Annotated in this window: 26 protein-coding genes; 19 read left to right on the top strand and 7 right to left on the bottom strand. The window is 69.2% G+C overall.

Annotated elements, in window-relative coordinates; translation table 11 throughout:
• The first annotated feature begins 208 nt into the window (after window positions 1-208).
• The 12 genes from P3102_RS19470 to P3102_RS19415 are packed head-to-tail and all read left to right on the top strand — an operon-like array spanning window position 209 to window position 11,114.
• Window positions 209-1,750 (top strand): 4-hydroxyphenylacetate 3-hydroxylase N-terminal domain-containing protein, encoded by a 1,542-nt coding sequence (locus P3102_RS19470; protein ID WP_276360612.1) that lies wholly within the window; start codon window positions 209-211, stop codon window positions 1,748-1,750.
• 6 nt (window positions 1,751-1,756) lie between these two features.
• Complete coding sequence (locus tag P3102_RS19465) at window positions 1,757-2,275, top strand: flavin reductase family protein (protein WP_276360611.1); 519 nt, start codon at window positions 1,757-1,759, stop codon at window positions 2,273-2,275.
• A gap of 25 nt (window positions 2,276-2,300) precedes the next feature.
• Window positions 2,301-3,071 (top strand): AfsA-related hotdog domain-containing protein, encoded by a 771-nt coding sequence (locus tag P3102_RS19460; RefSeq protein WP_276360609.1) that lies wholly within the window; start codon window positions 2,301-2,303, stop codon window positions 3,069-3,071.
• Window positions 3,068-4,276, top strand: a complete 1,209-nt coding sequence (locus P3102_RS19455) for an FAD-dependent monooxygenase (RefSeq protein ID WP_276360607.1) — start codon at window positions 3,068-3,070, stop codon at window positions 4,274-4,276. Before P3102_RS19460 ends, P3102_RS19455 begins: the two co-directional genes overlap by 4 nt.
• 25 nt (window positions 4,277-4,301) lie before the next feature.
• Window positions 4,302-4,922, top strand: coding sequence for a transferase hexapeptide repeat family protein (locus tag P3102_RS19450; protein WP_276360605.1), 621 nt, complete (start codon window positions 4,302-4,304; stop codon window positions 4,920-4,922).
• A 9-nt stretch (window positions 4,923-4,931) separates the two neighbouring features.
• Window positions 4,932-5,207: a chorismate mutase gene (locus P3102_RS19445; RefSeq protein ID WP_276360604.1), complete on the top strand. Its 276-nt coding sequence runs from the start codon at window positions 4,932-4,934 to the stop codon at window positions 5,205-5,207.
• On the top strand, window positions 5,204-6,574 hold the full coding sequence (locus P3102_RS19440; protein ID WP_276360602.1) for a 3-deoxy-7-phosphoheptulonate synthase class II: 1,371 nt from the start codon (window positions 5,204-5,206) through the stop codon (window positions 6,572-6,574). Before P3102_RS19445 ends, P3102_RS19440 begins: the two co-directional genes overlap by 4 nt.
• Window positions 6,550-7,002 (top strand): MaoC/PaaZ C-terminal domain-containing protein, encoded by a 453-nt coding sequence (locus P3102_RS19435; RefSeq protein ID WP_276360600.1) that lies wholly within the window; start codon window positions 6,550-6,552, stop codon window positions 7,000-7,002. Before P3102_RS19440 ends, P3102_RS19435 begins: the two co-directional genes overlap by 25 nt.
• Window positions 6,999-8,108 (top strand): pyruvate dehydrogenase (acetyl-transferring) E1 component subunit alpha, encoded by a 1,110-nt coding sequence (pdhA, locus tag P3102_RS19430; protein WP_276360599.1) that lies wholly within the window; start codon window positions 6,999-7,001, stop codon window positions 8,106-8,108. The genes P3102_RS19435 and pdhA overlap by 4 nt, the downstream gene beginning before the upstream one ends.
• Window positions 8,109-8,164: 56 nt before the next feature.
• Complete coding sequence (locus P3102_RS19425) at window positions 8,165-9,157, top strand: alpha-ketoacid dehydrogenase subunit beta (protein ID WP_276371256.1); 993 nt, start codon at window positions 8,165-8,167, stop codon at window positions 9,155-9,157.
• Window positions 9,144-10,364 (top strand): dihydrolipoamide acetyltransferase family protein, encoded by a 1,221-nt coding sequence (locus P3102_RS19420; RefSeq protein ID WP_276360598.1) that lies wholly within the window; start codon window positions 9,144-9,146, stop codon window positions 10,362-10,364. Before P3102_RS19425 ends, P3102_RS19420 begins: the two co-directional genes overlap by 14 nt.
• 24 nt (window positions 10,365-10,388) lie before the next feature.
• Window positions 10,389-11,114 (top strand): class I SAM-dependent methyltransferase, encoded by a 726-nt coding sequence (locus tag P3102_RS19415; protein ID WP_276360596.1) that lies wholly within the window; start codon window positions 10,389-10,391, stop codon window positions 11,112-11,114.
• Between the two features lie 67 nt (window positions 11,115-11,181).
• Here P3102_RS19415 and P3102_RS19410 read toward each other — a convergent pair whose 3' ends face one another.
• The 4 genes from P3102_RS19410 to P3102_RS19395 all read right to left on the bottom strand — a co-directional run bounded on the left by P3102_RS19410 (window position 11,182) and on the right by P3102_RS19395 (window position 15,016).
• On the bottom strand, window positions 11,182-11,787 hold the full coding sequence (locus P3102_RS19410; protein WP_276360595.1) for a short chain dehydrogenase: 606 nt from the start codon (window positions 11,785-11,787) through the stop codon (window positions 11,182-11,184).
• Window positions 11,784-12,674, bottom strand: coding sequence for a helix-turn-helix transcriptional regulator (locus tag P3102_RS19405; RefSeq protein WP_276360593.1), 891 nt, complete (start codon window positions 12,672-12,674; stop codon window positions 11,784-11,786). Before P3102_RS19405 ends, P3102_RS19410 begins: the two co-directional genes overlap by 4 nt.
• A 429-nt stretch (window positions 12,675-13,103) precedes the next feature.
• Complete coding sequence (locus P3102_RS19400; protein WP_276360592.1) at window positions 13,104-13,784, bottom strand: response regulator transcription factor; 681 nt, start codon at window positions 13,782-13,784, stop codon at window positions 13,104-13,106.
• Window positions 13,763-15,016, bottom strand: coding sequence for a histidine kinase (locus P3102_RS19395; RefSeq protein ID WP_276360590.1), 1,254 nt, complete (start codon window positions 15,014-15,016; stop codon window positions 13,763-13,765). Before P3102_RS19395 ends, P3102_RS19400 begins: the two co-directional genes overlap by 22 nt.
• 208 nt (window positions 15,017-15,224) lie before the next feature.
• On the opposite strand from P3102_RS19395, the gene P3102_RS19390 reads away from it, so the two are divergent.
• The 6 genes from P3102_RS19390 (at window position 15,225) to P3102_RS19365 (ending at window position 19,469) form a co-directional block, all read left to right on the top strand.
• A complete protein-coding gene (locus P3102_RS19390; protein WP_276360589.1) occupies window positions 15,225-16,826 on the top strand; it encodes a carboxylesterase family protein in 1,602 nt (533 codons plus the stop codon).
• A gap of 26 nt (window positions 16,827-16,852) precedes the next feature.
• A complete protein-coding gene (locus tag P3102_RS19385; protein WP_276360587.1) occupies window positions 16,853-17,032 on the top strand; it encodes a hypothetical protein in 180 nt (59 codons plus the stop codon).
• Between the two features lie 122 nt (window positions 17,033-17,154).
• Entirely contained in the window at window positions 17,155-17,814 is a 660-nt protein-coding gene (locus P3102_RS19380) for an HAD domain-containing protein (RefSeq protein ID WP_276360586.1), read from the top strand.
• Window positions 17,807-18,163 carry a hypothetical protein gene (locus P3102_RS19375; RefSeq protein ID WP_276360584.1) on the top strand — a complete coding sequence of 119 codons (357 nt, stop codon included), beginning with the start codon at window positions 17,807-17,809 and terminating at the stop codon, window positions 18,161-18,163. Before P3102_RS19380 ends, P3102_RS19375 begins: the two co-directional genes overlap by 8 nt.
• A gap of 408 nt (window positions 18,164-18,571) precedes the next feature.
• The gene (locus P3102_RS19370) at window positions 18,572-18,967 is read left to right on the top strand and encodes a DUF4260 family protein (protein ID WP_276360582.1); all 396 of its coding nucleotides are present in this window, start codon (window positions 18,572-18,574) and stop codon (window positions 18,965-18,967) included.
• Window positions 18,960-19,469 carry a TetR/AcrR family transcriptional regulator gene (locus P3102_RS19365; RefSeq protein WP_276360580.1) on the top strand — a complete coding sequence of 170 codons (510 nt, stop codon included), beginning with the start codon at window positions 18,960-18,962 and terminating at the stop codon, window positions 19,467-19,469. Before P3102_RS19370 ends, P3102_RS19365 begins: the two co-directional genes overlap by 8 nt.
• A 780-nt stretch (window positions 19,470-20,249) precedes the next feature.
• Here P3102_RS19365 and P3102_RS19360 read toward each other — a convergent pair.
• From P3102_RS19360 to P3102_RS19350, 3 genes are all read right to left on the bottom strand, one after another.
• Entirely contained in the window at window positions 20,250-21,254 is a 1,005-nt protein-coding gene (locus P3102_RS19360; protein ID WP_276371254.1) for a Glu/Leu/Phe/Val dehydrogenase dimerization domain-containing protein, read from the bottom strand.
• Window positions 21,255-21,256: 2 nt separating this feature from the next.
• Window positions 21,257-22,156 (bottom strand): DMT family transporter, encoded by a 900-nt coding sequence (locus P3102_RS19355; RefSeq protein WP_276360578.1) that lies wholly within the window; start codon window positions 22,154-22,156, stop codon window positions 21,257-21,259.
• A 95-nt stretch (window positions 22,157-22,251) separates the two neighbouring features.
• On the bottom strand, window positions 22,252-24,207 hold the full coding sequence (locus P3102_RS19350) for a hypothetical protein (RefSeq protein WP_276360576.1): 1,956 nt from the start codon (window positions 24,205-24,207) through the stop codon (window positions 22,252-22,254).
• A gap of 389 nt (window positions 24,208-24,596) precedes the next feature.
• Here P3102_RS19350 and P3102_RS19345 point away from each other — a divergent pair, with 389 nt between their 5' ends.
• The gene (locus P3102_RS19345; protein WP_276360575.1) at window positions 24,597-24,785 is read left to right on the top strand and encodes a hypothetical protein; all 189 of its coding nucleotides are present in this window, start codon (window positions 24,597-24,599) and stop codon (window positions 24,783-24,785) included.
• Window positions 24,786-24,920 lie beyond the last annotated feature (135 nt).

Below are 24,920 nucleotides of genomic sequence, written 5' to 3'. Positions count from 1 at the left end.
CCTCCGGTTATCCGAATCTTTCCGTGGGTAAGAATGCCGTGGTGCGCGCGGAGTCGCAGTCACGGGAATGCGCCCACCTTTCGTCCGGGTATTCACGGCCCCGTTCGCCATACTTCTTAACGGCTAGTACCAAAAGGCGGGTACTGGACCGGGCCGGGGCCGGAGACGCTGTAGCGGACGGACGAATGAGACGAAAACTAGGTGGACGATGACGACTTCGCGACCCGGATCCGTGGAACTTCCTTACACCGGTGCCGAGTACCTGGACAGCCTGAAGGACGGGCGTGAGGTCTGGATCGGCGGTGAGCGCGTCGAGGACGTCACCGCGCACCCGGCGTTCCGGAACAACGCCGGTTCCATCGCGCGGCTCTACGACTCGTTGCACGATCCGGCCACCAGCAAGAAGCTGATCGTACCGACCGACACCGGCAACGGTGGCTTCACCCATCCCTACTTCAAGGCACCGCGGACGGTCGAGGACCTGCAGGCGGGCGTCGAGGCGATGACCGAGTGGTCGCGGATGACCTACGGCTGGATGGGCCGCACGCCGGACTTCAAGGCGGCGTTCCTGTCCACACTGGGGTCCAACGGCGACCACTACGCGCCGTTCGAGGACAACGCCGCCAACTGGTACCGCAAGGCCCAGGAAAAGGTGATGTTCATCGGCCACGGGATCGTCAATCCGCCGATCGACCGCCACCGGGGGATGACCGAGCACAAAGACGTCTACCTCACCGTCGACCGCGAGACCGACGCCGGCCTCGTCGTGTCCGGGGCGAAGGTGGTGGGCACCGGCGCGGCCGTGACCCAGCACATCTTCGTCGGCAGTTACGCGCGGATCCCGGAGAACGGCAAGGAGTTCTCGGCGTTCTTCATCGTGCCGATGAACGCATCCGGGCTGAAGATCATCTCGCGCCGGTCCTACGAGCAGGTCGCCTCGGCCACCAGCACCCCGTTCGACCAGCCGCTGAGCAGCCGGTTCGACGAGAACGACGGGATCCTCGTGTTCGACCAGGTCCTCGTGCCCTGGGAGGACGTGTTCTGCTACGACGTCGAGAAGGCCAACAACTTCTTCGTCGGCTCCGGCTTCTTCTACCGCGCGATGCTGCACGCCTGCGTCCGGTTCGCGGTGAAGCTCGACTTCCTCACCGGCCTGCTGGCCAAGGGCCTCGACACCACCGGCACCCTCGACTACCGCGGTGTGCAGGGGCGGCTCGGCGAGGTCCTGTCCTACCGCAGCGTGTTCTGGGGCCTCATCGATTCGATGGTGCACAACCCGACGCCCTGGCCCGACGGCACGCTCGCCCCCAACGGCGAGACCGCGATGGCCTTCCGGGTGCTGGCCACCAGCGTGTACCCGAAGATCAAGAAGACCTTCTTCAAGGACCTCGGCAGCGCGCTGATCTACAACAACTCCGACGCCGCGGACTGGGGAGTGCCCGAGCTGCGCCCATACCTCGACAAGTACATCCGCGGCCGGGGCGTTCCCGCGCAGGAGCGGGTGAAGCTGATGAAGCTCATCTGGGACGCGGTCGGCACCGAGTTCGGCGGCAGGCACGAGCTGTACGAGATGAACTACGCCGGTAACCACGAGCAGATCCGGTTCGAGGCGCTGCAGGCCCAGCAGGCCACCGGCAAGTTCGACGAGTACATCGGCCTGGTCGACTCCTGCCTGTCGGAGTACGACGTCGACGGCTGGAAGCTGCCGCATCTGCACGGGCCCCAGAGCCCGGCGCTGCGCGGGAGGTGACCCGTCGTGACCGCATCGGCCGACGGCCGGGACCGCCTGCGCACGGTGATGAGCGAGCTGGTGACCGGAATCTGCGTCGTGTCCACCCTGGTGCACGGCAGACCGGGGGAGGCCGAGGACGCGGTCGTGGTGAACAGCTTCACCTCCGTCTCGCTCGACCCGCCGCTGGTCTCGCTCTACCTGCGGCAGGACTCGACCTTCCTCAACCGCCTGCGCCGGTCCGGGGTCTGGGCCGCCTCGATCCTGGGGTCCGGCACGGCCGAGGTGGCCAAGGCGCTGAGCCGCCCGTACGGAAGCCGGCCGCCACTGGCCGAAGTCGGCGCCTGGCACTCCGGCCCCGAGACCGGCTGCCCGGTGCTGGACGGCAGTCCCGCGACGATCGAATGCGAGCTCTACCGCTGTGTCGAGCTCGGAGACCACGTCCTGGTGATCGGCTCGGTCGTCGGGCTCGACACCACCCCGGCGCCGCCGCTGGTGTTCCACCGCGGCGCCTATCACGCCCCGTTTTCCGATCTGCCGCGCTGACGGCAGCCACCTGGAGGTATCCGCGATGTCCGAAACCGGGTCGTCCCGTGTCATCTGTGTCGTAGGGGACCGCTTCCGCGATTTCGCCGAGTCGGTCGGCGCCTGGTCGCTGAGCGAACTCGTCGCCGCGATCGGGGGAGGCGAATTCGACCAAGGGCCGTGGCCGCTGCGAATCCTGATAGGGCAGGGGATCGACGACTATTCCGGCACCTATCTGCTGGCCGCGCTGACGCGGCGAGGCGTCGAGAAGTCCGAGGTGAGCCTCCTGCGGTCGGAAGAGGTCATCGCCGACCGGCACGAGCTGCACAAGGGCCAGGCGCACAACGTCCTGGTGGCCAACCTCACCGAGGAGACCCCCGAGGTCTTCACCGCCGATCTCCGGCTGCACAACGACAACGAGCTGGTGGTCGACGCGCAGACCCGGCCACACGTGCAGGGGATGGTGGCGGTCGAGGCCGCGCGCCAGATGTTCGTGGCGGTGACCGAGCGGTTCTTCCTCAGCCGGACCCCCGGCCGCCGCTACTACCTCGTCATCAACGCGATGAACACGACGTTCAAGAACTTCCTGTTCCCGGTCGGCGCCACCCTTCGCCTCACCGTGCTGCAGGCCGACCTGGACAAGCCCGAGCAGCTGGTGTTCTCCCACGAGGTCGTCATCGAACAGGCGGGCCGTCCCGCCGCGGTGACCAGGATCGACTTCGCCGCGATCGACCTCGGCGTCATCGACGACAAGGAACAGCGCCGCGCCAAGCAGACCTTGGCCACGGTGCTGGAAAACTCCGCGGCCGCCCGGTGATCGCGGCGCAGGCGTCCCCGCGGGTCGCCGTGGTGGGTGCCGGCATCGGCGGGCTCGCCGCCGCGGTCGCCCTGCGCCGCCAAGGCCTCGAGCCGACGCTTTACGACCAGGCCGAGGAGTTCGCCGAGGTCGGCGCGGGGGTGGCGATCGGCGCCAACGCCAGCAGGCTGCTGGAGCGTCTCGGCTTGGGTGACGCCTTGCGCGCCGACGCCGTGCTGCCGTCACACGCGCAGTTCCACCGGTGGGCCGGTGGCGAAGTGTTCTGCTCCCACGAGCTCGGTGACCACTACACCGGCAGATTCGGCTCGCCGTACTACACGGTGCACCGCGGCCACCTGCACCGGTTGCTGCTGGACGGGTTCGCCGACGGTGCCCTGCACCTGGGCCACAAATGCGTTTCGGTCACCGAGGACGCCGATGGCGTGGAGCTGGCCTTCGACAACGGTGTCACCACGCGGGCGGACATCGTCATCGGGGCCGACGGCGTGCACTCCGCGTTGCGGGAGGCCCTGTGGGGTCCGCAGGAGGCGACGTTCTCCGGTACCAGCGGCCTGCGCGGGCTCACCCCGATCGACCACCTCCCACCTGGTCCGGGTTTCGATCCGCGGAAGCCCGCGCTCTGGTTGTTCCCTGGACCGGGGCGGCACTTCATCTGCTACCCGGTCAGCGGCGGGCGGCTGATCAACTTCCTCGGCGTGGTTCCCGACCGGCACTGGAGACGGGAATCCTGGGTCACGCGCGGCGACGTCGGCGAGGCGGTGGCGGCGTTCGACGGCTGGAACACCGTGGTCACGTCGATCCTCGCCGGGGCACGGAGTATCGGCAAATGGGCGCTGTACGACCGTGAACCGCTATCCCGCTGGAGCACTTCGCGGGTCACGCTGCTCGGCGACGCCGCCCACGCGATGCTGCCGCACCACGGACAGGGCGCGAATCAGGCGATCGAGGACGCGGTCGTGCTGGCGGGCCGGCTCGCCGGCGTCCGTGAACCGGCCGGGATCGCCGAAGCCCTGCGCCGGTACGAAGCGCTGCGCAAGCCCAGGTCTCGGCAGCTGCAAATCGGCTCGCGGACCAACGGCGAATGCTTCCAGGTCCCCGACGGGCCGGAGGCGCTGAAGCGCGACGAGCGGCTCACCCACCTCGCGGACAACGTCGCCTGGATCCACGGTTTCGACGCCGAAGCCGAACTCGGTCTCGGCGTCTGACCCCGGAACGAAAGGAACGCGGCAGATGGCTCGCGTCTACGAGATCGACGGAGTGGTCCCGGTCATCGACCCGGAGGCGTTCGTGCACCCGGACGCGGTCCTCATCGGCGACGTCCTGATCGGCCCCCGCTGCTACATCGGCCCGCTGGCCAGCCTGCGCGGTGACTTCGGCCGGATCGAGGTCCGTACCGGGGCGAACATCCAAGACGGCTGTGTCGTGCACTGCTTCCCCGGTTCGGTCACGGTGGTCGGCGAGAACGGGCACGTGGGCCACGGCACCGTGCTGCACGGGTGCCAGGTCGGCCGGGACGTGCTGGTGGGAATGAACAGCGTCCTGATGGACGGAGTCATCGTCGAGGACCAGTCGTTCGTCGGGGCGATGAGTTTCGTCAAGGCGGAAACCCGGGTGCCCGCGCGCTCCCTGATCGCGGGCAGCCCGGCGAAGGTGCTGCGCGAGCTGACGGACGCCGAGATCGACTGGAAGGCCAACGGGACCCGCACCTATCAGGACCTCGCACGGCGGAGCCTGGCGAGCCTGCGCGAAACCGAGCCCGCCGCCTGGGAAGAGCCCGGCCGCCGCACTTTCGCCGGATCGGACGGCGCCGAACCGGTCCACGTCACCCTCCACAGCTACCGCGGCAGATAGGAGCACGCAATGCCCGAGCAGCAAGGAACTCTGGACTTCCGGGCCGACCGGGCCCGGATCGACCAGCTCGACCGGTCCATCATCGCGCTGCTGCGGCAGCGGCTGGAGATTTCCCGCAGCATTCAGCAGCGGCGGACGAAGACCGGTGGCGCGCGGATCGCCGAAGGGCGTGAAGAGGTCGTCATCGGGCGCTATCGCGACGCGCTGGGCGGCACCGGTGGCGCCCTGGCCGAAACCCTCCTGCGGCTCTGCCGCGGCACCGAGCCCGGAAGGACACGAACATGACCGTGTTGCCGACGTGGCGCGCCGAGCGCGCGCCGCACCAGCCGGACTGGCCCACCGGCCCCGACATCGTGGCGGTCGAGACCGAACTGGCCGGCTATCCGCCGCTTGTCGCGCCTCGGGAGTGCGACCGGCTGCGTGACCGCCTCGCCGACGTGGCGTCCGGCCGCGCGATGCTGCTGCAGGGCGGTGACTGCGCCGAGACGTTCGCCAAGACGACACCTGCCTCGGTGCGGGGCAAGCTGCGCTGCCTGCGGGAGATGGCCGTCATCCTGGCCTGCGCCTCCGGGCTCGGAGTCGTGCAGGTGGGCCGGATCGCCGGTCAGTACGCGAAACCGCGATCCCGGCCGGTCGAGACCCGCGACGGCGTGACGTTGCCGTCCTACCTGGGCGACGCGGTCAACGACGTCGAATTCACCGAGGACGCGCGCCGGATCGATCCGTACCGGCTGCTGCGCACGTACCGCTCCTCGGCCGACACCCTCGACGAGATCAGCGCGCTGATCGGACACGACGGCATCGACCTGACGGCGCTGCACGAGCAGATCCGGGAGATGGCCGCCCGCGGCCCGCGCAACGAGCGGCACCAGGAGTTGATCGAGAAGATTTCGATGGCACTGCGGTTCCTCGCCGGATACGCCGGGGCGGACAGCGATCTGCGCGCGCCGGACTTCTACAGCAGCCACGAGGCGCTGCTGCTGAACTACGAGACGGCCCTGGTGCGCACCGACCCCCGCACCGGTGACGACTACGGCAGCTCGGGCCATCTCCTGTGGATCGGCGAACGCACCCGTCAGCCCGATGGCGCCCACGTGGCGTTCGCGGCCCGGGTGCGCAACCCCGTCGCGGTCAAGCTGGGGCCGGCGGTGCGGCCGGAAGAGGCGCTGGCGCTCGCCGAACGGCTCGACCCGGATCGGGAGCCGGGTCGGCTCACCTTCATCGCCCGCTTGGGCGCCGACCGGGTCCGCGACCTGTTGCCGCCGCTGGTGGAGCGGGTCCGCGACAGCGGGTCCCCGGCGATCTGGATCTGCGATCCGATGCACGGCAACACGATCACCGCACCCGATGGCCACAAGACCCGCCACTTCGACGACATCCTGCGCGAGGTGCGGGGCTTCTTCGCGGTCCACCACGAGCTGGGAACCCACGCGGGTGGCCTGCACCTGGAGCTCACCGGCGAAGACGTGACCGAATGCGTCGGCAGCTCGGGCATCGGGTTCGACGACCTGGGCACCCGCTACGAATCCGCGTGCGATCCGCGGCTCAACCACGACCAGTCCCTGCATCTGGCCCTCGAACTCGCGATGGTGTTCGAGGACCGGGCCGCGGAGGGAAGGAGAACGGCATGCGCTGTTTCGAGGACTTCGTGACCGGTGACGAGCACCAGCTCGGCCAGGTCGCGATGACCGAAGAGGAGATCATCGGCTACGCCAGGCAATGGGACCCGATGCCCTTCCACATCGACGAAGCGGCGGCGAGTGCCGGCCCGTTCGGCAAGCTGGTGGCGAGCGGGAACCACACCACCGCGCACGCGACCAGGCTGTACGTCTCGCAGCTGCTCGCCGACTCGACCTGCCGGGGCTCCTACGGTCTGGACGAGGTGCGGTACCTGCGGCCGGTGTTCGCCGGTGACGTGCTCGCCGTCCGCGCCGAGGTCGAGCAGGCGGTCGGCCATCCGCGCCGCCCGGACACCGGTGTGGTGCACCTGCTGGTGGCCGCCGCGGGCGCGGACGGCGAAGACGTCCTGACCTTGCGGACCCGCGTCCTCGTCGGCCGCCGGGAAGCGGTGGCGGGATGACGCTCACCGAAGACACCGCCCTCGTCCGGCCCGACGCCACGGCGCTGCTGCCCGGCAACGATCCGGTGCGCGTGCTGGGCACTCCCGCCGCGGCGGATCTCGATCCGGAGGACTTGCTGCGCCTCTACCGCGAACTCGTGCTCGGACGCCGGTACAACGAGCAAGCGACCGCGCTGGTGAAGCAGGGCAGGCTGGCGGTGTACCCCTCGTCCACCGGGCAGGAGGCCTGCCAGGTGGCCGCCGCACTGGCACTGTCCACTCAGGACTGGCTGTTCCCGACCTACCGGGACACGCTTTCGGTCGTCCTGCGAGGGGTCGACCCGGTGCAGACTTTGACGCTGCTGCGGGGCGACTGGCACACCGGTTACGACCCGCACGCCACCCGGGTCGCGCCGCTGTGCACCCCGCTGGCCACCCACCTGCCGCACGCGGTCGGCCTGGCGCACGCCGCGCGGGTCGCCGGGGACGACGTCGTCGCGATGGCGCTGGTCGGGGACGGCGGCACCAGCGAAGGTGACTTCCACGAGGCGCTGAACTTCGCCGGGGTCTGGGGTGCGCCGGTCGTGTTCCTGGTACAGAACAACGGATACGCCATTTCCGTCCCGCTCGCCAAGCAGACCGCGGCGCCGACACTCGCGCACAAGGCCGTCGGCTACGGCGTCCGGGGTGTGCTCGTCGACGGCAACGACGCGCCGGCGATGCTGGGCGTGCTCACCGAAGCCGTCGACCGCGCCCGCGACGGTGGCGGCCCGACGCTGGTCGAGGCGCTGACCTACCGCGTCGACGCACACACCAACGCCGACGACGCGACGCGGTATCGCTCCACCGCCGAAGTGGAGGCGTGGCGTGAACGCGACCCGCTGGACAGACTCGAACGTCATCTGCGGGAGACCGGCAGGCTCGACACCGGGACGATCGAAGAGGCCCGCGCCGCGGCCGAGCGGATGGCGGCCGACCTGCGAACGCGGATGCACGTCGAGCCCGCCGTCGCCCCGCTCGGCCTGTTCGACCACGTCTACGCCGAACCGACCCCCCAGCTGCTCGAACAGCGGGAATTCCTGCTCGCCGAGCTCTCCGATGACGTGGAAGGGAATTGCCCGCCGTGACCAGTGTCCAGACGAGTCCCCGGGTACGGCCCGCTCCCGGGGACGTCGAAGAAAGCATGGCCCGTGCGCTCAACGCCGCCCTGCGCGACAGCATGGCGGCGGATCGGTCCGTGCACGTGCTGGGGGAGGACGTCGGTGCGCTCGGCGGCGTGTTCCGGGTGACCGACGGCCTGACCGCCGAATTCGGGGAGGACCGGTGCACCGACACGCCGCTCGCGGAGGCAGGGATCCTCGGCAGCGCCATCGGCATGTGCCTCTACGGCGCCCGTCCGGTCGTCGAGATGCAGTTCGACGCGTTCGCCCACCCGGCCTTCGAGCAGCTCGTCGGACACGCCGCCAAGATGCGCAACCGGACCAGGGGTGCGGTTTCGCTGCCGCTCACCGTCCGGGTGCCCTACGGCGGCGGCATCGGCGGCGTCGAGCACCACAGCGATTCCTCCGAGGCGTACTACACGCACACCCCGGGGCTGCACGTCGTCACCCCGGCCACCGTCGATGACGCCTACGGCCTGCTGCGGCAAGCGATCGCCAGTGATGACCCGGTCGTGTTCCTCGAGCCGAAACGGTTGTACTGGGGCAAGCAGCCCTTCCGCCGCACCCTCGACGTGCCGCCCATCGGCCGCGCGGTCGTGCGCCGCCCCGGCCGGGACGCCGTGCTCATCACGTATGGGCCGAGCCTCGAGGTCTGTCTCGAAACCGCGGAGGCGGCCGAACCGCTGGGACTGGACGTCGCCGTGCTCGACCTGCGGAGCCTCGTCCCGCTGGACGACGAGACGATCTGCGAAGTGGTGCGCCGGACCGGCCGCGCGGTGGTCGTGCACGAGGCGACCGGCTTCGGCGGAGTGGGCGCGGAGATCGCCGCCCGGATCACCGAGCGCTGTTTCCACCAGCTGGAAGCGCCGGTGCTGCGGGTGACCGGGTTCGACATCCCGTACCCGCCGCCCAAGCTCGAGAGCCACCACCTGCCGAGTGTGGACCGCGTGCTCGACGCCCTCGCGCGCCTGCAGTGGGACGGCCGTCCGGGAGGTGTCTCCCTTGCCGGCGCGTGAATTCCTGCTCCCTGACCTCGGTGAAGGCCTGATCGAGGCCACCGTCGTCCGGTGGCTCGTCGCTGTCGGCGACCTGATCGCCGTGGACCAGCCGGTCGCCGAGGTCGAGACCGCGAAGGCGACCGTCGAGGTGCCGAGCCCGCATGGCGGCATCGTCACGGCGCTCTGCGCGGCAGAAGGCGAGACACTCCCCATCGGGAAACCGCTGCTGGTGGTGGCGGGCGAAGACGAGGAAGCCCCGGTCGCGGCCGATCCCGGCTCGGGCCCGGTCCTCGTCGGTTACGGCACCACCCGGCGCTCGACGCGGAACCGGCGTGACCTGTTCGGCGGCCGGGAGCCCGCCACTCGCGGCGGTACCGCGGCGGCCCCGGCGCGCGGCGCCGTCGCGGTGGCCTCACCGGTGGTGCGGCGGCTGGCCAAGGACCACGGCGTCGACCTCACCAAGCTGCGCGGCAGTGGGCCCGCAGGACTGATCGTGCGCGCGGACGTCGTCGCCGCCACCCGGCCCGCGGCGGACGACGGGGCCCAGCGCGTCCCGATCCGCGGCCGCCGCAAGACCGCCGCCGACCGGTTCACCCGCAGCCACGGCGAGATCCCGGCCGCGACCTGCTGGGTGGACGCCGACGCGACGGAGCTGCGCACGGCGAGGCGGCGGATCAGCACCGATGCCCGGCCGATCGGCTTGTCGGCCCTGCTCGGCCGCGTCTGCGTCACCGCGCTGACGAGATATCCCGATCTCAATTCCACTGTGGACGCCGAACGCGGCGAGTTGGTCCTGCACAGGGCCGTGCACCTCGGGTTCGCCGCACAGGGCCGGGACGGACTGGTGGTCCCGGTGGTGCGCGACGCGCAGGAACTGAACACCGCCGAGCTCGCGGCCGAGATGGCCCGGCTGGTCGATCGCGCCCGCACGGGTGAGCTGTCGCTCGCCGAGATGTCGGGCGGGACGTTCACCCTCAACAACTACGGAGTGTTCGGAGTGGACGGTGCCTCGCCGCTGCTCAACCACCCGGAGGCGGCGATGCTCGGCGTGGGCCGCGTCGTGGCCCGGCCGTGGGGCCACGACGGCGGGATCGAACTGCGCGATCTGGTGCAGCTCGGCCTCACCTTCGACCACCGGGTGTGCGACGGCGCCGTGGCGGGCGGATTCCTTCGCTACGTGGCCGACTGCGTGGAGGAGCCGATGCGGCTCCTCGCGGACAACTGACCCTGACGGCTGAAAGGACAGCGGATGCGCAACGGCGGGACGGCTCTCGACGAGGCCAAGGTGCGGCGCGTGCTCGACCGGATCGGTGACCGGAACGGATGGAACTCGGGGGATGAGCCGGCGCTGGACCGGCTGCTGCGTGGTACGGACGCGCAACCGGACCTGGGTGACGTCCTTGAGGTCTACCGGGACGGTGCCTTCGCGTCACCGCCGGAGATCGGACTGCTGTTGTACTCGGCGGTCCGATCGATCAAACCGGACGTGGTGGTCGAACTCGGCACCTCATACGGGTTTTCCACCCTGCACATCGCCGCGGCCCTGCGGGACAACGGGCACGGGACCGTCTTCACCTCGGAGATCGACCCACGCAAGGCCAGGGACGCGACCTGGAACTTCACCGCGGCCGGCCTCCACTCCCACGTACGGCTCCTGCTGGGAGACGCCGTGACGAGCCTGAAGGGCTTCGGCGAGCAGGTCGACTTGGTGTACCTGGACGGCTGGGTGGGTTCGTACCTGGACGCGCTCACCGTTCTGCGGCCCGCGTTACGGCCCGGTGCGCAGATCTACGCGAACTCCACGCGCCGGTTCGGCGTACAGGCACGGCCATACCTGGATCACGTGCGTGACAGCGCGAACGGGTTCTTCTCCGTGGAGGTCCCCCTGGGCAACGGCCTGGAGGCATCGACCTACGTCAGCCGCGAGCCGAGGGAGGAGTCCGTCGGGGCGATCGAGGCCGGGAAGGCCGGATGAACCGGTTCGTCGCCGTCGTCGTGGCCAGCCTTGGACCAGGCTGCGAGATCCGACGCGAGTAGCGCGATCATCCGTATGCACGGATGACACGGCCGGTGCTGCCGCCTTCGATGCAGTCCAGGTAGTGATCGACGAGTTCGTCCATGGCCACTGGGCGCATGCCGGGAAAGTGTTCGGCGAAGGTGTCGGCAGAGTCGCCGATCATCGTGGGGCTGACCACGTTGATCCGCATACGTCGCGGCAGCTCGATCGCGGCCGACAAGGTGAAGCTGTGCAGGGCACCGCTGATGACGCCACCGCCGGTGACGTGTGGCCATGCTTGGTCGGCGAAGATGCCGGAGGTCAGCGTGAAGGAGGCTCCATCGGCGCAGTGGTGCTGGCCGGTCAGAACCAGATCGACTTGCCCGAAGAACTTGGCCCGCATGTTCTCGTACAGCGCCTCCGAGGTCAGCGCCTCGAACTCGTCGAGGGCGCCGTGCGCAGCGATACTCACGACGCCGTCGACCAGGCCGACTTCGTGATACATGGCTTCGATCGTCGCGGGTGAGGTCAGGTCGACGTGGACGTCGCCCGAGGTGCGTCCGGCTACGACGACGTCGTGATTCCGGGAGCGCAGTGCGGGGACCAATCGTCGTCCGATGGTGCCCGCTCCGCCGACGACGACGATCCTCATCGCGTGTTCTCCTTCCGAGATGGGGTCTTCGGGACGCGGCGTCGTTCGAGGCTCTGTGCCAGTAAGGTGAGTGCGTCGGCGTCAGGGGTGCCAGGACGTGCGTAGAACAGCCCGATCTGCTGGTCATCGTCAGGCAACGTGACCGTTTCGTTCGCCAGGGTCAGGCGCCCGACGGCAGGATGATCGAGTTCACGCAGGTAGTAGGAGCAGGTCCGGACCGGACGTCGCGCCCACATCCGCGCGAACTCCGGGCTGTCGGCGGCGAGTTGACCGATGAGCTGTTCCAGCTCCGGATCGGCCGGGTGCCGTGCGACCGCCTGATGCAGGGCCGCGACTGTGACCTGCGCTTTGCCGTGCCAGTCGCGATACAACGCGCGGTGATGCGGATCGAGGAACAGCATTCGGGCGATGTTGGGCCTTGTCCGCATGTCCGGCGCGTCGAAATCGACGTGACCGGCCAGCAGGTCGTGCCCGAGGTCGTTCCACGCGAGAACATCGGCGCGATGATCGATCACGATCGCCGGTGTGCCGGGGATGGCAGCGAGCAAGTCACGGACCGAGGGCCTCAGCCTGCTCCTGCGGGAACGAGGGCGAGTCGGCCGTCTCGGTGCGGCAAGGATCCGCAAATGTTCGTGCTCGGCCGGATCGAGCCGCAACGCAGCGGCCAGCGCGTCGATGACAGCGCCGGAAGCGCTGACGCTGACCCCCTGCTCGAGTCGAGTGTAGTAGCCGACACTGACCCCGGCGAGCTCAGCCAACTCCTCCCTGCGCAGCCCGGGGACGCGCCGACGAGTGGCGCCGGGCCCGATGCCGGCCTCCTCCGGCGTGAGGCGTTCGCGCCGGCTCCGCAGAAATCCGCCGAGATCATGCACTCCTGTCTTGGTCACCACTCCATCGTCGCGCCAATCGCCGATCCATGCCTGCCCCGAACACGGATACCTTCACCGACCTCCCGTGCTGCCCTTCATCGTCGTTGCCTCGCCTCATGACCGGTCGTTTCCGAGAACGGGCCACGCGACCTCCGCAGGCCGGAATTCTTCTCGATTCGGGCATGGCGCACACCGAGACGATCGTGCTGTCCGACGCTGACGAGGTCGAGCGGCACCCGTGCCCGCGCTGCCTGGCCGAGCCGGGCTCACCGTGCCGGTCCCGCTCCGGCGCGGTCGCCGGGCCTACCACACCGGCCGGTTCACCAAGGTCCCTCGGCCGGCGAAGAACCTGCGGGTGCCGACCCCTGCCGACCGCGGAGCTCGACGCGCACGGCATCCCAGCCGGGGGTCGGCCAAGACACCTGAAGGACTGACAAGGAGTGCAGGTCAATCTCTGTTGCGTACGACGTGCAGTGCGAGCTGGGTGCGGTTCTGGCAGTCCAGCAGTGTCATCAGCCGGGATACGTTGCCTTTCACGGTGCCCTCGCTCAGGTACAGCCGGGCGGCGATGTCCGCATTGGTCAGTCCTTCGCCGAGTAGGGCGAGCACTTCGCGTTCGCGGTCGCTGAGCGCGTCGAGCCGTGGATCCGGCTCGGGTTTTTTGGTGCTGGCGGCATTGCTGTTGTCGCGCAGCCGTTGCAGCGCTTCGGGGGAGAGCACCGAGGCACCGGCCGCGGCGGCCAGCACGAGCGGGACCAGCCTGCTCGGTGGTGTGGTCTTCAGGATGAACCCGCTCGCCCCGGCATCGAGCGCGGCCAGCACGTGTTCGTCGGTGTCCACTGTGGTCATCGCCAGCACCGCCGGCGGTTGCGGCAGGCCGCGGATCTCCGCGGTGGCCGCGATCCCGTCCACCTGCGGCATCCGCAGGTCCATCAGCACGACGTCGGGCTGGTACCGGACGACGGCCTCCGTGCCCGCGGCACCGTCATAGGCCACCGCGTCCACGACGATCCGGCCGGTGTCGGACAGAATCGTGCGCAGGAACTCACCGACCATGGGCTCGTCGTCGACCACGACGACATGCACGACGTCATCGGCAGTCAGCTCTACTGCGTCGGCTCGGTCCACGTACCATCCCGGATGTCCGTACGGGCCGCCCCGTCGAGGGGCAGGATCACCCGCACAGCGTAGCCGCCGCCGGATTCGGCGGCATTCTCGCAGCTACCGCCGAGCATGCCGACCCGCCTGCGCATCGCCTCGATGCCCCGCCCGGAACCGGTGCCGCTACCCTCGGCCGTTCCTGGTCCATTGCGGATGGTCACCCGCAGCACGTCGTCGTCGGTGGCCAGGGTGACCCGGACTTCGCTGCCCGGCGCGTGTTTGCGCGCATTGGTCAGTCCTTCCTGGACGACCCTGGACACGGTGCTCGCGGTCGCCGGTGGCAGTTCCGGTTGCTCCCCCTCGCGGCGCAACTCCACCCGCTGCCCGGCTTCCACCGCCCTGGCGACGAGCGTCTCCGGCGAATCGTCGGCCGGTCGGTTGCCCGGCCGCACCGATGCCGGACCGGCTGGTGCGTCGAGCAGTGCGAGGATGTTCCGCAGTTCGTCCAGTCCCGCGTTGCCGAGTCCGCTCATCCGTTCCGCGGCCGAGCGGGTCTCGGCTTCCTTGCTGCTGACGGTCAACGCGTTGGCGTGCAACACCAACAGCGTCAGTAAGTGACCGAGGGTGTCGTGCAGATCGGCCGCCAGCCGTTGTCGTTCGTCGGCCCTGGCCCGGTAGGCCAGTGCTTCCCGTTCGCGCGCCAGGGCGGCGACCCGGTCCCGCCGGGCCCGGCGCAACCGGACGGCGAGGCTCGCGGCCAGCCCGCCCAGCAGTGGTGTGGCGGCCCCGAGCACCGCTGTCCCGGCCGAGCCCGGGGTGCCGTCCAGCCCGTCGAGCACGCCGGCGAGTGCCACGTGTGCGACGGCGATCGCGGCGGAAATCCGGAGCTGCCGCGGCGTCCGTGCGCATTCGACGACCCGCACGGTCGCCCAGGCCAGTGCGACGGGTACCCACGGCACCGCCTGCTCGGCCAGCAGATGCTGCCACGGCGAGGGAATCAACCGCAGCAGCGACGCCACGAGCACCACGGCGCCGAGGCCGAGATCGGGGCGCGCGGGCAGGCCCGCCACGAGTGCCGACGCGAGCAGTTGCCCGGCCAGCCCGATGCCCAGTGGCGCCGCGAGGCCCGGCCACGGTTCGCCGAGCACGGCCGCGGCGAACCCGGTGCCGAGCAGCGCGAGCAGCGCGGTGATGATCAGCAGGTACCGCTCACGCCGGGCGTCGCGCACCGGCCGGCCGGATTCGTCCGTCGTGGCCACCCCGGGATGGTAGGCCCGGTTCGGCCCGGCCGCAGTCGGGCCGGGCCGAGGTGTGGACGTTCGTCGCGACCGGGCTGACTTTCGTCGCACGGATTCCGACGAACGATCCGCCAGGACTGGTCGTCCGCGAGTCGCGGCGCCGACTACAGGTGACATAGCTTGCGCGGTGTTCCCGATCCCGACCGGAAGGCCGATCTCCATGCGCCGCGTGACCACCCGTCGCAGGCTCGCCACTGCCCTGCTGCTTGCCGTGACCACGGTCGGATCGACGGCCTGCACGAACGAGGCGGCGGCCGATCCGACGCACATACACACCGGTTCCGGGGAACTGCGCGGTGTGCGGGACAACGACATCGTCCGGTTCCGGGGCGTGCCCTACGCCGAACCGCCGACCGGTCCGCTGCGCTGGGCGCCGCCGAAACCGGTGCGCCCGTGGGACGGGGTGCGCGAGGCGTCCACCCCGGGCCCGCCGTGCGCGCAAGTGGGCAATCCGCCGGAGGGCAGCACCGCCGAGGACTGCCTCTACCTCGACATCACCGTGCCGGCGAACTCGGCCACGGTCCGGAAACCGGTGCTTGTCTGGTTGCATGGCGGCGGTTTCAGCAGCGGCGCCGGCACCGAGTACGACCCGCGCAGGCTTGCCGTCCAGGGCGATGTGGTGGTGGCGACCCTCGACTTCCGGTTGAACATCTTCGGCAACCTGGCGCTGTCGGGGATGACCGACGGTGGCAGTTACGGCCTGCAGGACCAGCAGGCGGCGCTCGCCTGGCTGAGGCGCAACGCGGCGGCGTTCGGCGGCGATCCGGGCAACATCACGCTGTTCGGCCAGTCCGGCGGCGCGGTCGCGATATGCGGTCAGCTCACCTCGCCCGCCGCGAAAGGCTTGTTCAGCAAGGCGATTCTGCAGAGCGGCTCGTGCCACACCACGCTCGCGGCGAACGCGTCCGGTCCGGAGAGCCCGGCGTTCGGCGCGTTCTGGCGGCCGAAGGCGCAGGCCGAACGCAGCAGTGCGCAGGCCGCGGCCACGCTCGGCTGCCCGCCCGGCGGTGACCAGCTCGGCTGCCTGCGCGCCCTGCCGGTGGACAAGCTGCTCACCCAAGCCGGGACGGCGACCGCGGCCACAGTGGGCGGCACGACGCTGCCGGTCGATCCACGGGACGGGCTGAAACAGGCGCCTGACGTGCCGGTACTGTCCGGGAACACCGCGGACGAGCAGCGCATGGTCGCCGGCGTCTACGAACTGCTCGGCAAACCGATCACTGCCGCGCAGTACCCGGAACTGCTGGCCAAGGGATTCGGCGCGGACGCGGCCGCGGTCCAGCAGCAGTACCCGCTGCGTGATTACCCGACGCCGGGATTGGCCTGGGCCGCGGCCTACACCGACTCCGGATTCGCCTGCCCGCAGCAGCAGACCGACACCGCGCTCGCGGCGCGCGGCCCGGTGTTCGGCTACCGCTTCGCCGACCCCACCGCGCCGCCACTGATCCCGGTGCCGCCGACGTTCCAGCCCGGCGCCTCGCACGCCTCCGAACTGTTCTACTTGTTCGACGTCAAAGGAAAGCCGGTGCGCCTGGACGGTTCGACGTATCCGCTGACGGCGGCCCAGCGGCAACTGGCCGAACGGATGATCGCCGCCTGGTCGACGTTCGCGCGCACCGGAAACCCTGGTGACACGAGAACTGCCGGCCAATGGCCGGCGTGGGACCCGGCCACGCCGAAGGTGCACGAGTTCACCGCCGACACCGATCGTCCATCCACAGTAGACCCGGCCGCCGCGCACCAGTGCGGCTTCTGGTCATCGCTGCACTGAACCTGCGAAACACGAGGAGATCCGACATGTCCGAAACCCGTTCGAAGTCCCAGCGTGTCATCGCGCTCGCCATCGCCGTGGCATTGATCATCGGCGGCATCGCCGGGGTGAGCACCGCGCACGACGTGCCACTAGCCACGATCAGTTCAGCGGTGGCGATCCTGGTCGGCCTGCTGTTCCTTCGGATCGCCACCCGCAAATCCTGACCTCACAGCAGCCTCGACCTGCCCAGCACGATCCGGGGTTCCCTTCGCCGTGGACGATTTGACAGTGGCTGTCCGAACAGGAGCAGACCGGCGACTCGGTCATGGATGGTGACGGTGTCGTCATGCAGGAGGCGGTGAACCAACGCCCAGCGATTATCGGCTTCGATGGCGGCTCGGTCGCCACGCCCGCGGAGTTCGTTCTGATCGAGCCCGCCCGTCGGGTGAAAGCCGCTACTGTGTGGCCTGTGACCGGTGGTTCTGGACAGCGTCCGCTGCTCTTCCTTGACGTTGACGGGCCGCTCATCCCGTTCGGTCTCGCGCCGCGACAGTATCCGACCTACCGGACAACGCCAGATCCACAGCAGAACGGCTCGAACCCGCTGCTGAGCAGAATCAACCCCGAGCACGGCCCTCGCCTGGCGGCACTGCCGTGTGAACTGGTCTGGGCCACCACATGGATGCACGACGCCAATGAGTGCATCGCACCACGGATCGGGCTGCCGCGGTTGGCAGTCGTGATCTGGCCGGAGCCATCCGGCGTCGACGAGCAGGACGAACGCAACGGTCTGCATTGGAAGACTCGTGGCCTCGTCGACTGGGCCGCGGGGCGCCCCTTCGCCTGGGTGGATGACGAGATCACCGACACCGATCGGGCTTGGGTGTCCGCACACCATCACGGATCTGCTCTGCTGCATCGGATCGATCCCCGTCACGGCCTGACAGCGGCCGACTATGCCTCCCTCGAGGAGTGGCTACAGAAGACGGGGACCGGAAGTGGCTGACCTCCTGTCTGTCGACGACCTGCCCGACGGATTCGACTACCCGCCGGAATTCGTTCGCGTTGTCGAATTGGGGCTCACCGACCTTGAGCCGTGGTGGATCGTCGAAGGCGACCTGCTCCGACGCAGCAACGCGATACTGGCGAAGTCGTATCCACATCGGCGCCTGGTGATGTTCGCCAGACGGCAGGACAACGACGACTGGGCCTGCTGGGATCTCGACCGCGGTGACGTCGCGATCGTGCATGTGGGCGCGACCCGCGGCTGGGAGCAGCGCGGGCACCGGTTCCCGGACTTCAACGCCTGGCTACGACAGGCGATCGAGGACCTGATCGAGTCCGGCACCCTGTGACAAGACCTCGAACGAGACGTCCGACCCGCCACCGGAAAGCGCGCGGCGTCCGAGGGCCGGCTGGGTGAGATCGAGGGGATTGCGCGCACCATTCAGTGCTTGCGCGACAAGCGCGCCGACGCGCTGCGGATCACCCCATCACCCGCCAGATCGACCTCGGGATGCCCACCATCGGCACAACCCGGTGACCACGCAAGCTGGATCGCTCCGGGCGACTGAGCCGCGCCGGGAGCGATCCGCCTGCGAGCCGGCGAAACGTCCTCAACACGACAGAGGTGGATGTCGGTCCAGGGCGAGCATGCATACGCGTCCCCTCGGCTCAGCTGCCGGAAGTCTTGGGCAAGTTGACGGCTAACGGCGTTAGCCTTAAACTCAAGCTAACAACGTTAGCCGTCAACTGGGGGTTCCATGTCTGTCGTTGTCACACCCGCCCGTCAGGTCGCGAAGCGGGTGGCATGGGCCGCTCTGGCGGCGTTCCTACTGGCTTTCATCGTGCTCGAGGTGATCAACCACGGCGGTTCGGCGCTGGTCGCCGCGCTCCTGTTGCTGATCGCACCCGACCTGACGATGCTCATCGGCGCCGGCGTTGCCGGCAAAGGCAAGCTGTCGCCGAAAGCCGTGCCCTACTACAACGTCATGCATCGACCATGGATTCCGCTGGCCGTCTTGGTCGTCTACAGCGCCGGTGGACTGGGGGATTGGGTACCGTTGTTCACAGCGGGGCTCGGCTGGCTGGCGCATATCGCGTTGGATCGGGCGTTCGGTTACGGCCTGCGTGAGCATGACGGGAGCCGGCGTGCGTGAGCGGACCGGGCAGATCGTCGACGCAGCACGCGTGCTGATCGACGAAGGCGGCTCCGCGGCGCTGACCATGCGGGCGCTCGGCGACCGGCTGGGCATCCGCGCTCCGTCGCTCTACAAGCACTTCCCGGACAAGGGTGCGGTTGAAGCGCAGGTCATCACGCTCGCCATGCGGGAGCTGGCGAGCGCGCTGGCACGAGCCGACTCCTTGGTCGCGCTCGCGGCGGCCTACCGTGCCTACGCGCTCGCGCATCCCCATCTCTACCGGCTGATGAACTCCGGCCCCCTCCCTCGCCACCTGCTGCCGCCCGGGGCCGAGGAAGCGACCGCGCTGCCGCTGATGCGCGCTGTCGGCGGCGACATGAACCGGGCACGTGCTGTCTGGGCGTTCGCCCACGGCATGGTCATCCTCGAACTCGACGGCCGTTTCCCGCCCGACGCGGACCTCGACAGCGCCTGGCGCACAGGGCTGGCGGCGTTTGCCGATCCCGCTCGACACAGTTGAGCCTGTCCCCGGCGGTGACGGCCAATCCTCGGGCTCCGGATCGCCCACGGTCCGACGACCGCTGACCCGGTCGTCGGGCTGGCGGCACAGTCGTGACCACAGTGACGCCATCCCGCATGTTGAAGAGGCGTGCGTATGGGCATGTGATCGCCGCCGACGATGCTTTCGCCGGTAGCTACGGCATCACGCTCGACACCGGCCGGCGACAGTTGCGGTGCCGGAGCCCCGATTTCGTTGCCTGAGGCCGCATCGACGGGCGGGCAGGGGTGGGGTGACCTCGTTCTCGGGCGGGATCGGCTCGGCGTGGTTGATCCGGTCCGGGCGGTCGCCGTGCAGCACCTTGAGTGCTGTCGGCTGCGCTCCGCGTGCTCCCATCGGGCTTTCCTCCTCGCCGTGACGACGCTGGTCGATCGCAGGCACGTCGGGGTAGGTGGCAGCGTTGGCTGCGATGGGTCCGGCGGCGAGAGGTGTGGGCGTGTGACTACGGGAAAAGTGGCTTCGGCAATGCGAGAGTGCCCACCCCTGAACCTCATACCGTGATGCCCGTGACACGACGAAAACCCCGGAAGCGGGGGAGACCGGGACTTCGTCGTGGGGGTGAATGGTTCAGGTGGCGCGCCCAGCCCCACCATGCGCATACGCGTCGAGCTGTCCGGCGGCAAGGCACGAGCGAGCGCTTCGCCGGTCTCGGCGTCCACCGCTGGGTTCTCGAAAGCACTTTCGCTGAGCTGCACTGGTTCCGCCGCATGTGCCTTCGCTGCTGGCGCAGACTCGAATCCCTTATGCCTCGTCGAGTCGCGCTTGCGCGAGTTCGTCCGCGGCCTGAGTGGTCGTGATACCGCGACTTTCCGAGCGTTCCAGCAGATCCGAGATGACATCCCCGACCTTGAGGACTTGCTTGCGCGCTGCTTCTTCGGTGTGGCTCAGGATCTGCGCCTGCAAAAAGATGACGCCACCCGAGTTCACGCAGAAGTCCGGCGCGTAGACGATGCCCCGTTCGCGCAGTCGACCTGCCAGATCCGAGGACGCGAGCACATTGTTGGCCCCACCGGCGATGATCCGGCACCGCAGGTCGTCCACTGTGTCCGGGGTGATCACCTCGCCCAGCGCACAGGGCGCGAAGACGTCCAATTCGCTGGTCGGCAACTCGCCGGGATCAACCACCGTCACACCGGTCTCCGCGGCGAGTGCGGTGGCGCGCTCCTCGACCACATCGCTCACCAGAACCTCCGCGCCGTCCTGGACGAGTAGACGGACCAATGCGCTTCCCACATTGCCCGCGCCCTGCACACCGATTCGCAGGCCTCTCAGGTCGGCATGTCCGGAGAAACGAGTGCATGCCTTGATTCCGGCCGACACACCCAGAGCTGTCCACGGCGAAGGATCGCCCTGTGCGCACACAGGCGAGGTCACTTCGCCGATCTTGCGCAGGTCGGCTTGATCGGTGCCGATGTCGTTCACCGGGATGAACCGTCCCCCGAACGTGGCAATCGCCCGGCCGTGAGCCAGTAGCCGTTCCGGTGTCTTGTCCGAGACATCCGCGGGGATGATGCTCCAGCCGCCGCCCAAGTCCAGCCCTGCCGCGGCGGCTTTGACCGTCATGGCTCGGGCGAGGGCGAGGCATTCGGAGACGGCCTCGTCCTCGCTGGGATAGGGGCGCACGCGCACGCCGCCGAGCGCCGGGCCGAGACGCGTGTCGTGCACCACGACGATCGAGCGTGCCGCGCCTGCCGCATCCCGGTCGACGACGACCCGTTCGAAGCCGGTTCGGGAGAGTTCTTCCACGGTCAAGATTCCTCCACGGTCTTTCGGGATCGGCGGCGGGAGACCGCCACGCCGACCAGGCAGAGCGCGCCCCCGACGAACGACAGCGCGGCGGGGATCTCGTCGAGTGCCACCCAGCTCAAGAGAACCACCAGTACGGGTACCAGGTATGTCGTGGCGCCCAGTTTCCCGGCTGTGGTTCGGGACAGCGCGTAGGCCCACGTGGAGAACGCCAGCGCGGTAGGGAACAAGCCGAGGTACACGATCTCCAGGACGGCGCTCGCCGGTGCCGCCGACACCTCCCGCACCAGCGTTCCGGCGAACGGCAGGCACAGCACCGCCCCGACCACGTTGCCGTACGCCGTCACCTGTAGAGCGGTGGCGTGCCGTAGCGCGGGCTTCTGCGCGACCACGCCGGTGGCACTGCCCGCCGCGGCGAGGCCGCACAGCAGCACGCCGAGCAGGCTCGCGCTCCCGCCGTCCGACGATGCGAATCCGACCAGGACGGCGCCGGCGAATCCCAGCGCCAGACCGACCATCAGCTGCGGGGGGAACCCTTCCTTGAGCAACCAGCCGCCCAGTGCCGCCATCAGGATCGGTGCCAGGTTGATCACCAGTGAGGCGGTACCCGCGTCGATCCGCTGTTCACCGGCGTTCAAGGCGACCATGTAGACGCCGAACCACGCCACTCCCGCGATGAGGATGCCCGGCCATGCCGGTTTCGGGGGGAGCCCTTGCCTGCGCAGCATGAGAAACGCGCCCAGTGCCAGCGCGCCGGTGACGAGCCTGCCCAGAGCGAGCGCGCCGGGGGAGATGTGCTCGCCCGCGTCCCGGATCACCACGAAGGCCGAGGCCCACAGCACGATCGTGACGCCCGCGGCGGCGAGCGCGCGCAGGTCGTTCGTCGGGGGTGTGGTGGCCACGGCCGGCTTCGATCCCCTCGTTTCCGCTGGGGGCCGCCGCTTCACAGTGCGTTCTGACGGCCTGCGTCCGGCCGCGTTCACGGCCCGGTTTTCGATCATAGCGGCGTGGCGGGAGGTCGGCAGTTCAGCGCGGCCAGTTCCGCGACACCCTCCGCCCTCCGCTCGGGGAGCAGGCAGAGGGTGCAGGCTCGTTCGAAGCGGGCGCCGATGGTTTCCCAACCGGCGATCGCTTCTTTCACCGCTGCGTGGTCGCCGTGCGCCCTGCCGTGGGCGCGGGCCAGACATGCCGCCGCCCAAAGGTTTTCTTTCGCGGCGGGTTCGGCGGTGGCCAGCAGCGCTTCCGCCCCGGGAGTGCCGGCCACGACCGCGGTCTCCGCGGCGACCGCCCAGGCGTAGGCGTCGTAGAACTGGTGCGGGCTGTCGTACCACTCACCTTTCGGTATCGGTGCCGCGGTTTCCGCGGTCCGGACGTCACCGTGGTGCAGTGCGACACGGGGGACGACGAATGCCGTGAAACTCTCCCGGAGCCCGCTGTGCACGCCGGGCTCCGACAAGGTCAGTGCCCGGTCCGCCCAGGTGTCGTAGCCCGAGGTGTTCCCGCGGAGGCCGTGCACCATGCCTGCGGCCAAGGCCGCGGGAGCCATCCAGCGGGCCGCAGGACGGCCTAGACGTTCCCATGCCTCCCAGGTGGTTTCCGCGTACTCCAGCGCTTCGTCGAACCGGCCACTGAGGGAAAGCGGCACGACGAATTTGCTCGCCCGCATGTAGAGGCCCCGAAAGGGGTCTTCCCAGGACGTCTCGGCCGCGCGTACCGCGTCCGGAAGCCTTCCCGCGGCGAGCGCGACCAGCGGCACGACGTGCAGCGTGTCGATGACCTCGACTCCGATGCCGGGTTCGTGGCGGGGGAGCTTCTCGAACAGTGACAGCCGCTCGTTGGAGGAAAGGTGGGCGCGGGCGAAGCGGCCGGCGGCGCCGTCCGCGCTGGCCACCGCGTCCAGCGCCGCGGAGATCAGCACCGGCTGGTCGGTGGCACGGGCGGCGTCCAGCGCGATGACGGTCAGGTCCGGATCGGGGGTGGTCTTCTCGCCGGTGGCGTTCCACGCCCGCGCGGCCGCGAGATAGGCCTCGGCGACCGGATCGCCGTCCGGTGCGGCATGCTCGGCTTCGGCCATCAGGGTGACCAGCCGTTCGTGGGGGACCAGATCGGTGAACGTGGCCGGGAACCGGTTCCCGACGCAGACCGCGTAGGCGAGGGCGATCGCCGCTCCCGATCCGTCACCGCCCGACATGGCGCGTTCCGCGGCCCGCTGAAGCAGCGTGAACGCGGGCTCGCCCCGATGTTCACTCATGGCGACGTCGGCGGCGGAGCGCAGGTCACGCGCCGCCGTGCGGTCGTCGGGTGCCAGCCCGGCCGCCAGTTCGAAGGTGCTTCGTGCTTCGGCCAGCAATTGTCGCGCGTACAGGAGTTCGGCCAAGGTGCGGGCGATTTCGTGGTGGCGAGCATCCGGTCCGGTCGCCGCGCGCACGGTGGCCCGCAGGTCATCGGCGATCAAGTCGAACCGGTCACGCCAGTCTCCGCCGGTCTCGACAGCGGCTCGAAGCTCTGCGGATTCTTCCGCCGCCCAACCGACGCGCCGCTCCATCACGTCGTTTCCCGGCGGGGGCAGAATCTCGTGAACCTCCGGCGACAGGCGCCAGCCGTCCTCATCCCGCTGGATCAGGCCCTCCGCCGTCAGCCGGGACAGGGTGGCCTCGGCCTCGGCCGGCGTGACTCCCGCCAGAGCCGCCGCCATTCTGGCGTCGAAAGTGCGACAGTGCGCGGAGAAGGTGGCCAGTCGCGCGATTCTCTCTTCGTCAGGAGGGTTCCAACGGCCGGGCAAGGTGATGACGTGTTCCGCGCGGATGCGAAGCCGATCGGACGATTCGGCCAAGATCGTCAGATTCGGGCAATGCTCCAGCAGATCGGCGATCAGTTCGGTGACGTCCGCGCAGTCGTGGCCGCAGCCCCGGACGGCCAGTAGCGGACGGCCGTGCCGCAATGGTGCGCGCAAGGCCTCGAAGAGAGGCTCGGCCGGTCGCTCCACGACTCCTAACGCGGCGGCCGCGGCTTGCGCGAACGTATCCGGGAGACGGCCGGCCGTCAGGATCGTGACACTGGAATAATCGTTTTTCACGGCCCGTGTGGCCTGGATGATCGCTTCGGTCCTGGCAGGCGGAGCGCCCCCCGTGATCGTCGTCAGCCGGTTTCCTGTCAGGCTATCGATAATCTCCTCCGGATCTTTCACGGCTCCAGCTTGGCAGGACGTGGGGAAGTGACAAGCCGCAGAACTATTTTCACACGTTCGGCGCAAGCCGAAGGGCGAGTGGAAGATCCATCGCTATGTCCATAAAGGACAGACTATGGTCGGAACGGCTGTGTCGAGGTCGGCCAGGTGGTGGCGTGAACGTGGCGGACGGTGCAAGAAAACGGATAAAACACAGAGATTTCGTCGTGGTTCATCAAAAGATCACCAACCGCCGTGTGTTGTCGGTGATGTACGTGCTAGCGTTGCCGATGGCGTCAGTGATGGCGATGACAAAGCTGACGCGCCAATTGATCATGGTGTGGTCCTGGTCCGCGACGGTTTGATCGCGACGGTGGGACCTGGGGTGCGCCGAGCGTCGGAGACAGTCGCTCCGATCCAGCGAACGAAGCCACTTCGGCATTTTCTCCAACCGGGCTGGGTCGATCGCGCCTGAGAGCACCCATCATCGGCGCGACGCA

Origin of the sequence: Amycolatopsis sp. QT-25, assembly GCF_029369745.1 — a bacterium.
In the GTDB taxonomy this organism is placed as follows: Bacteria; Actinomycetota; Actinomycetes; order Mycobacteriales; family Pseudonocardiaceae; genus Amycolatopsis.
The sequence above is the reverse complement of the archived record's forward strand: the minus strand, read 5'-3'. Positions and strand labels throughout refer to the sequence as shown.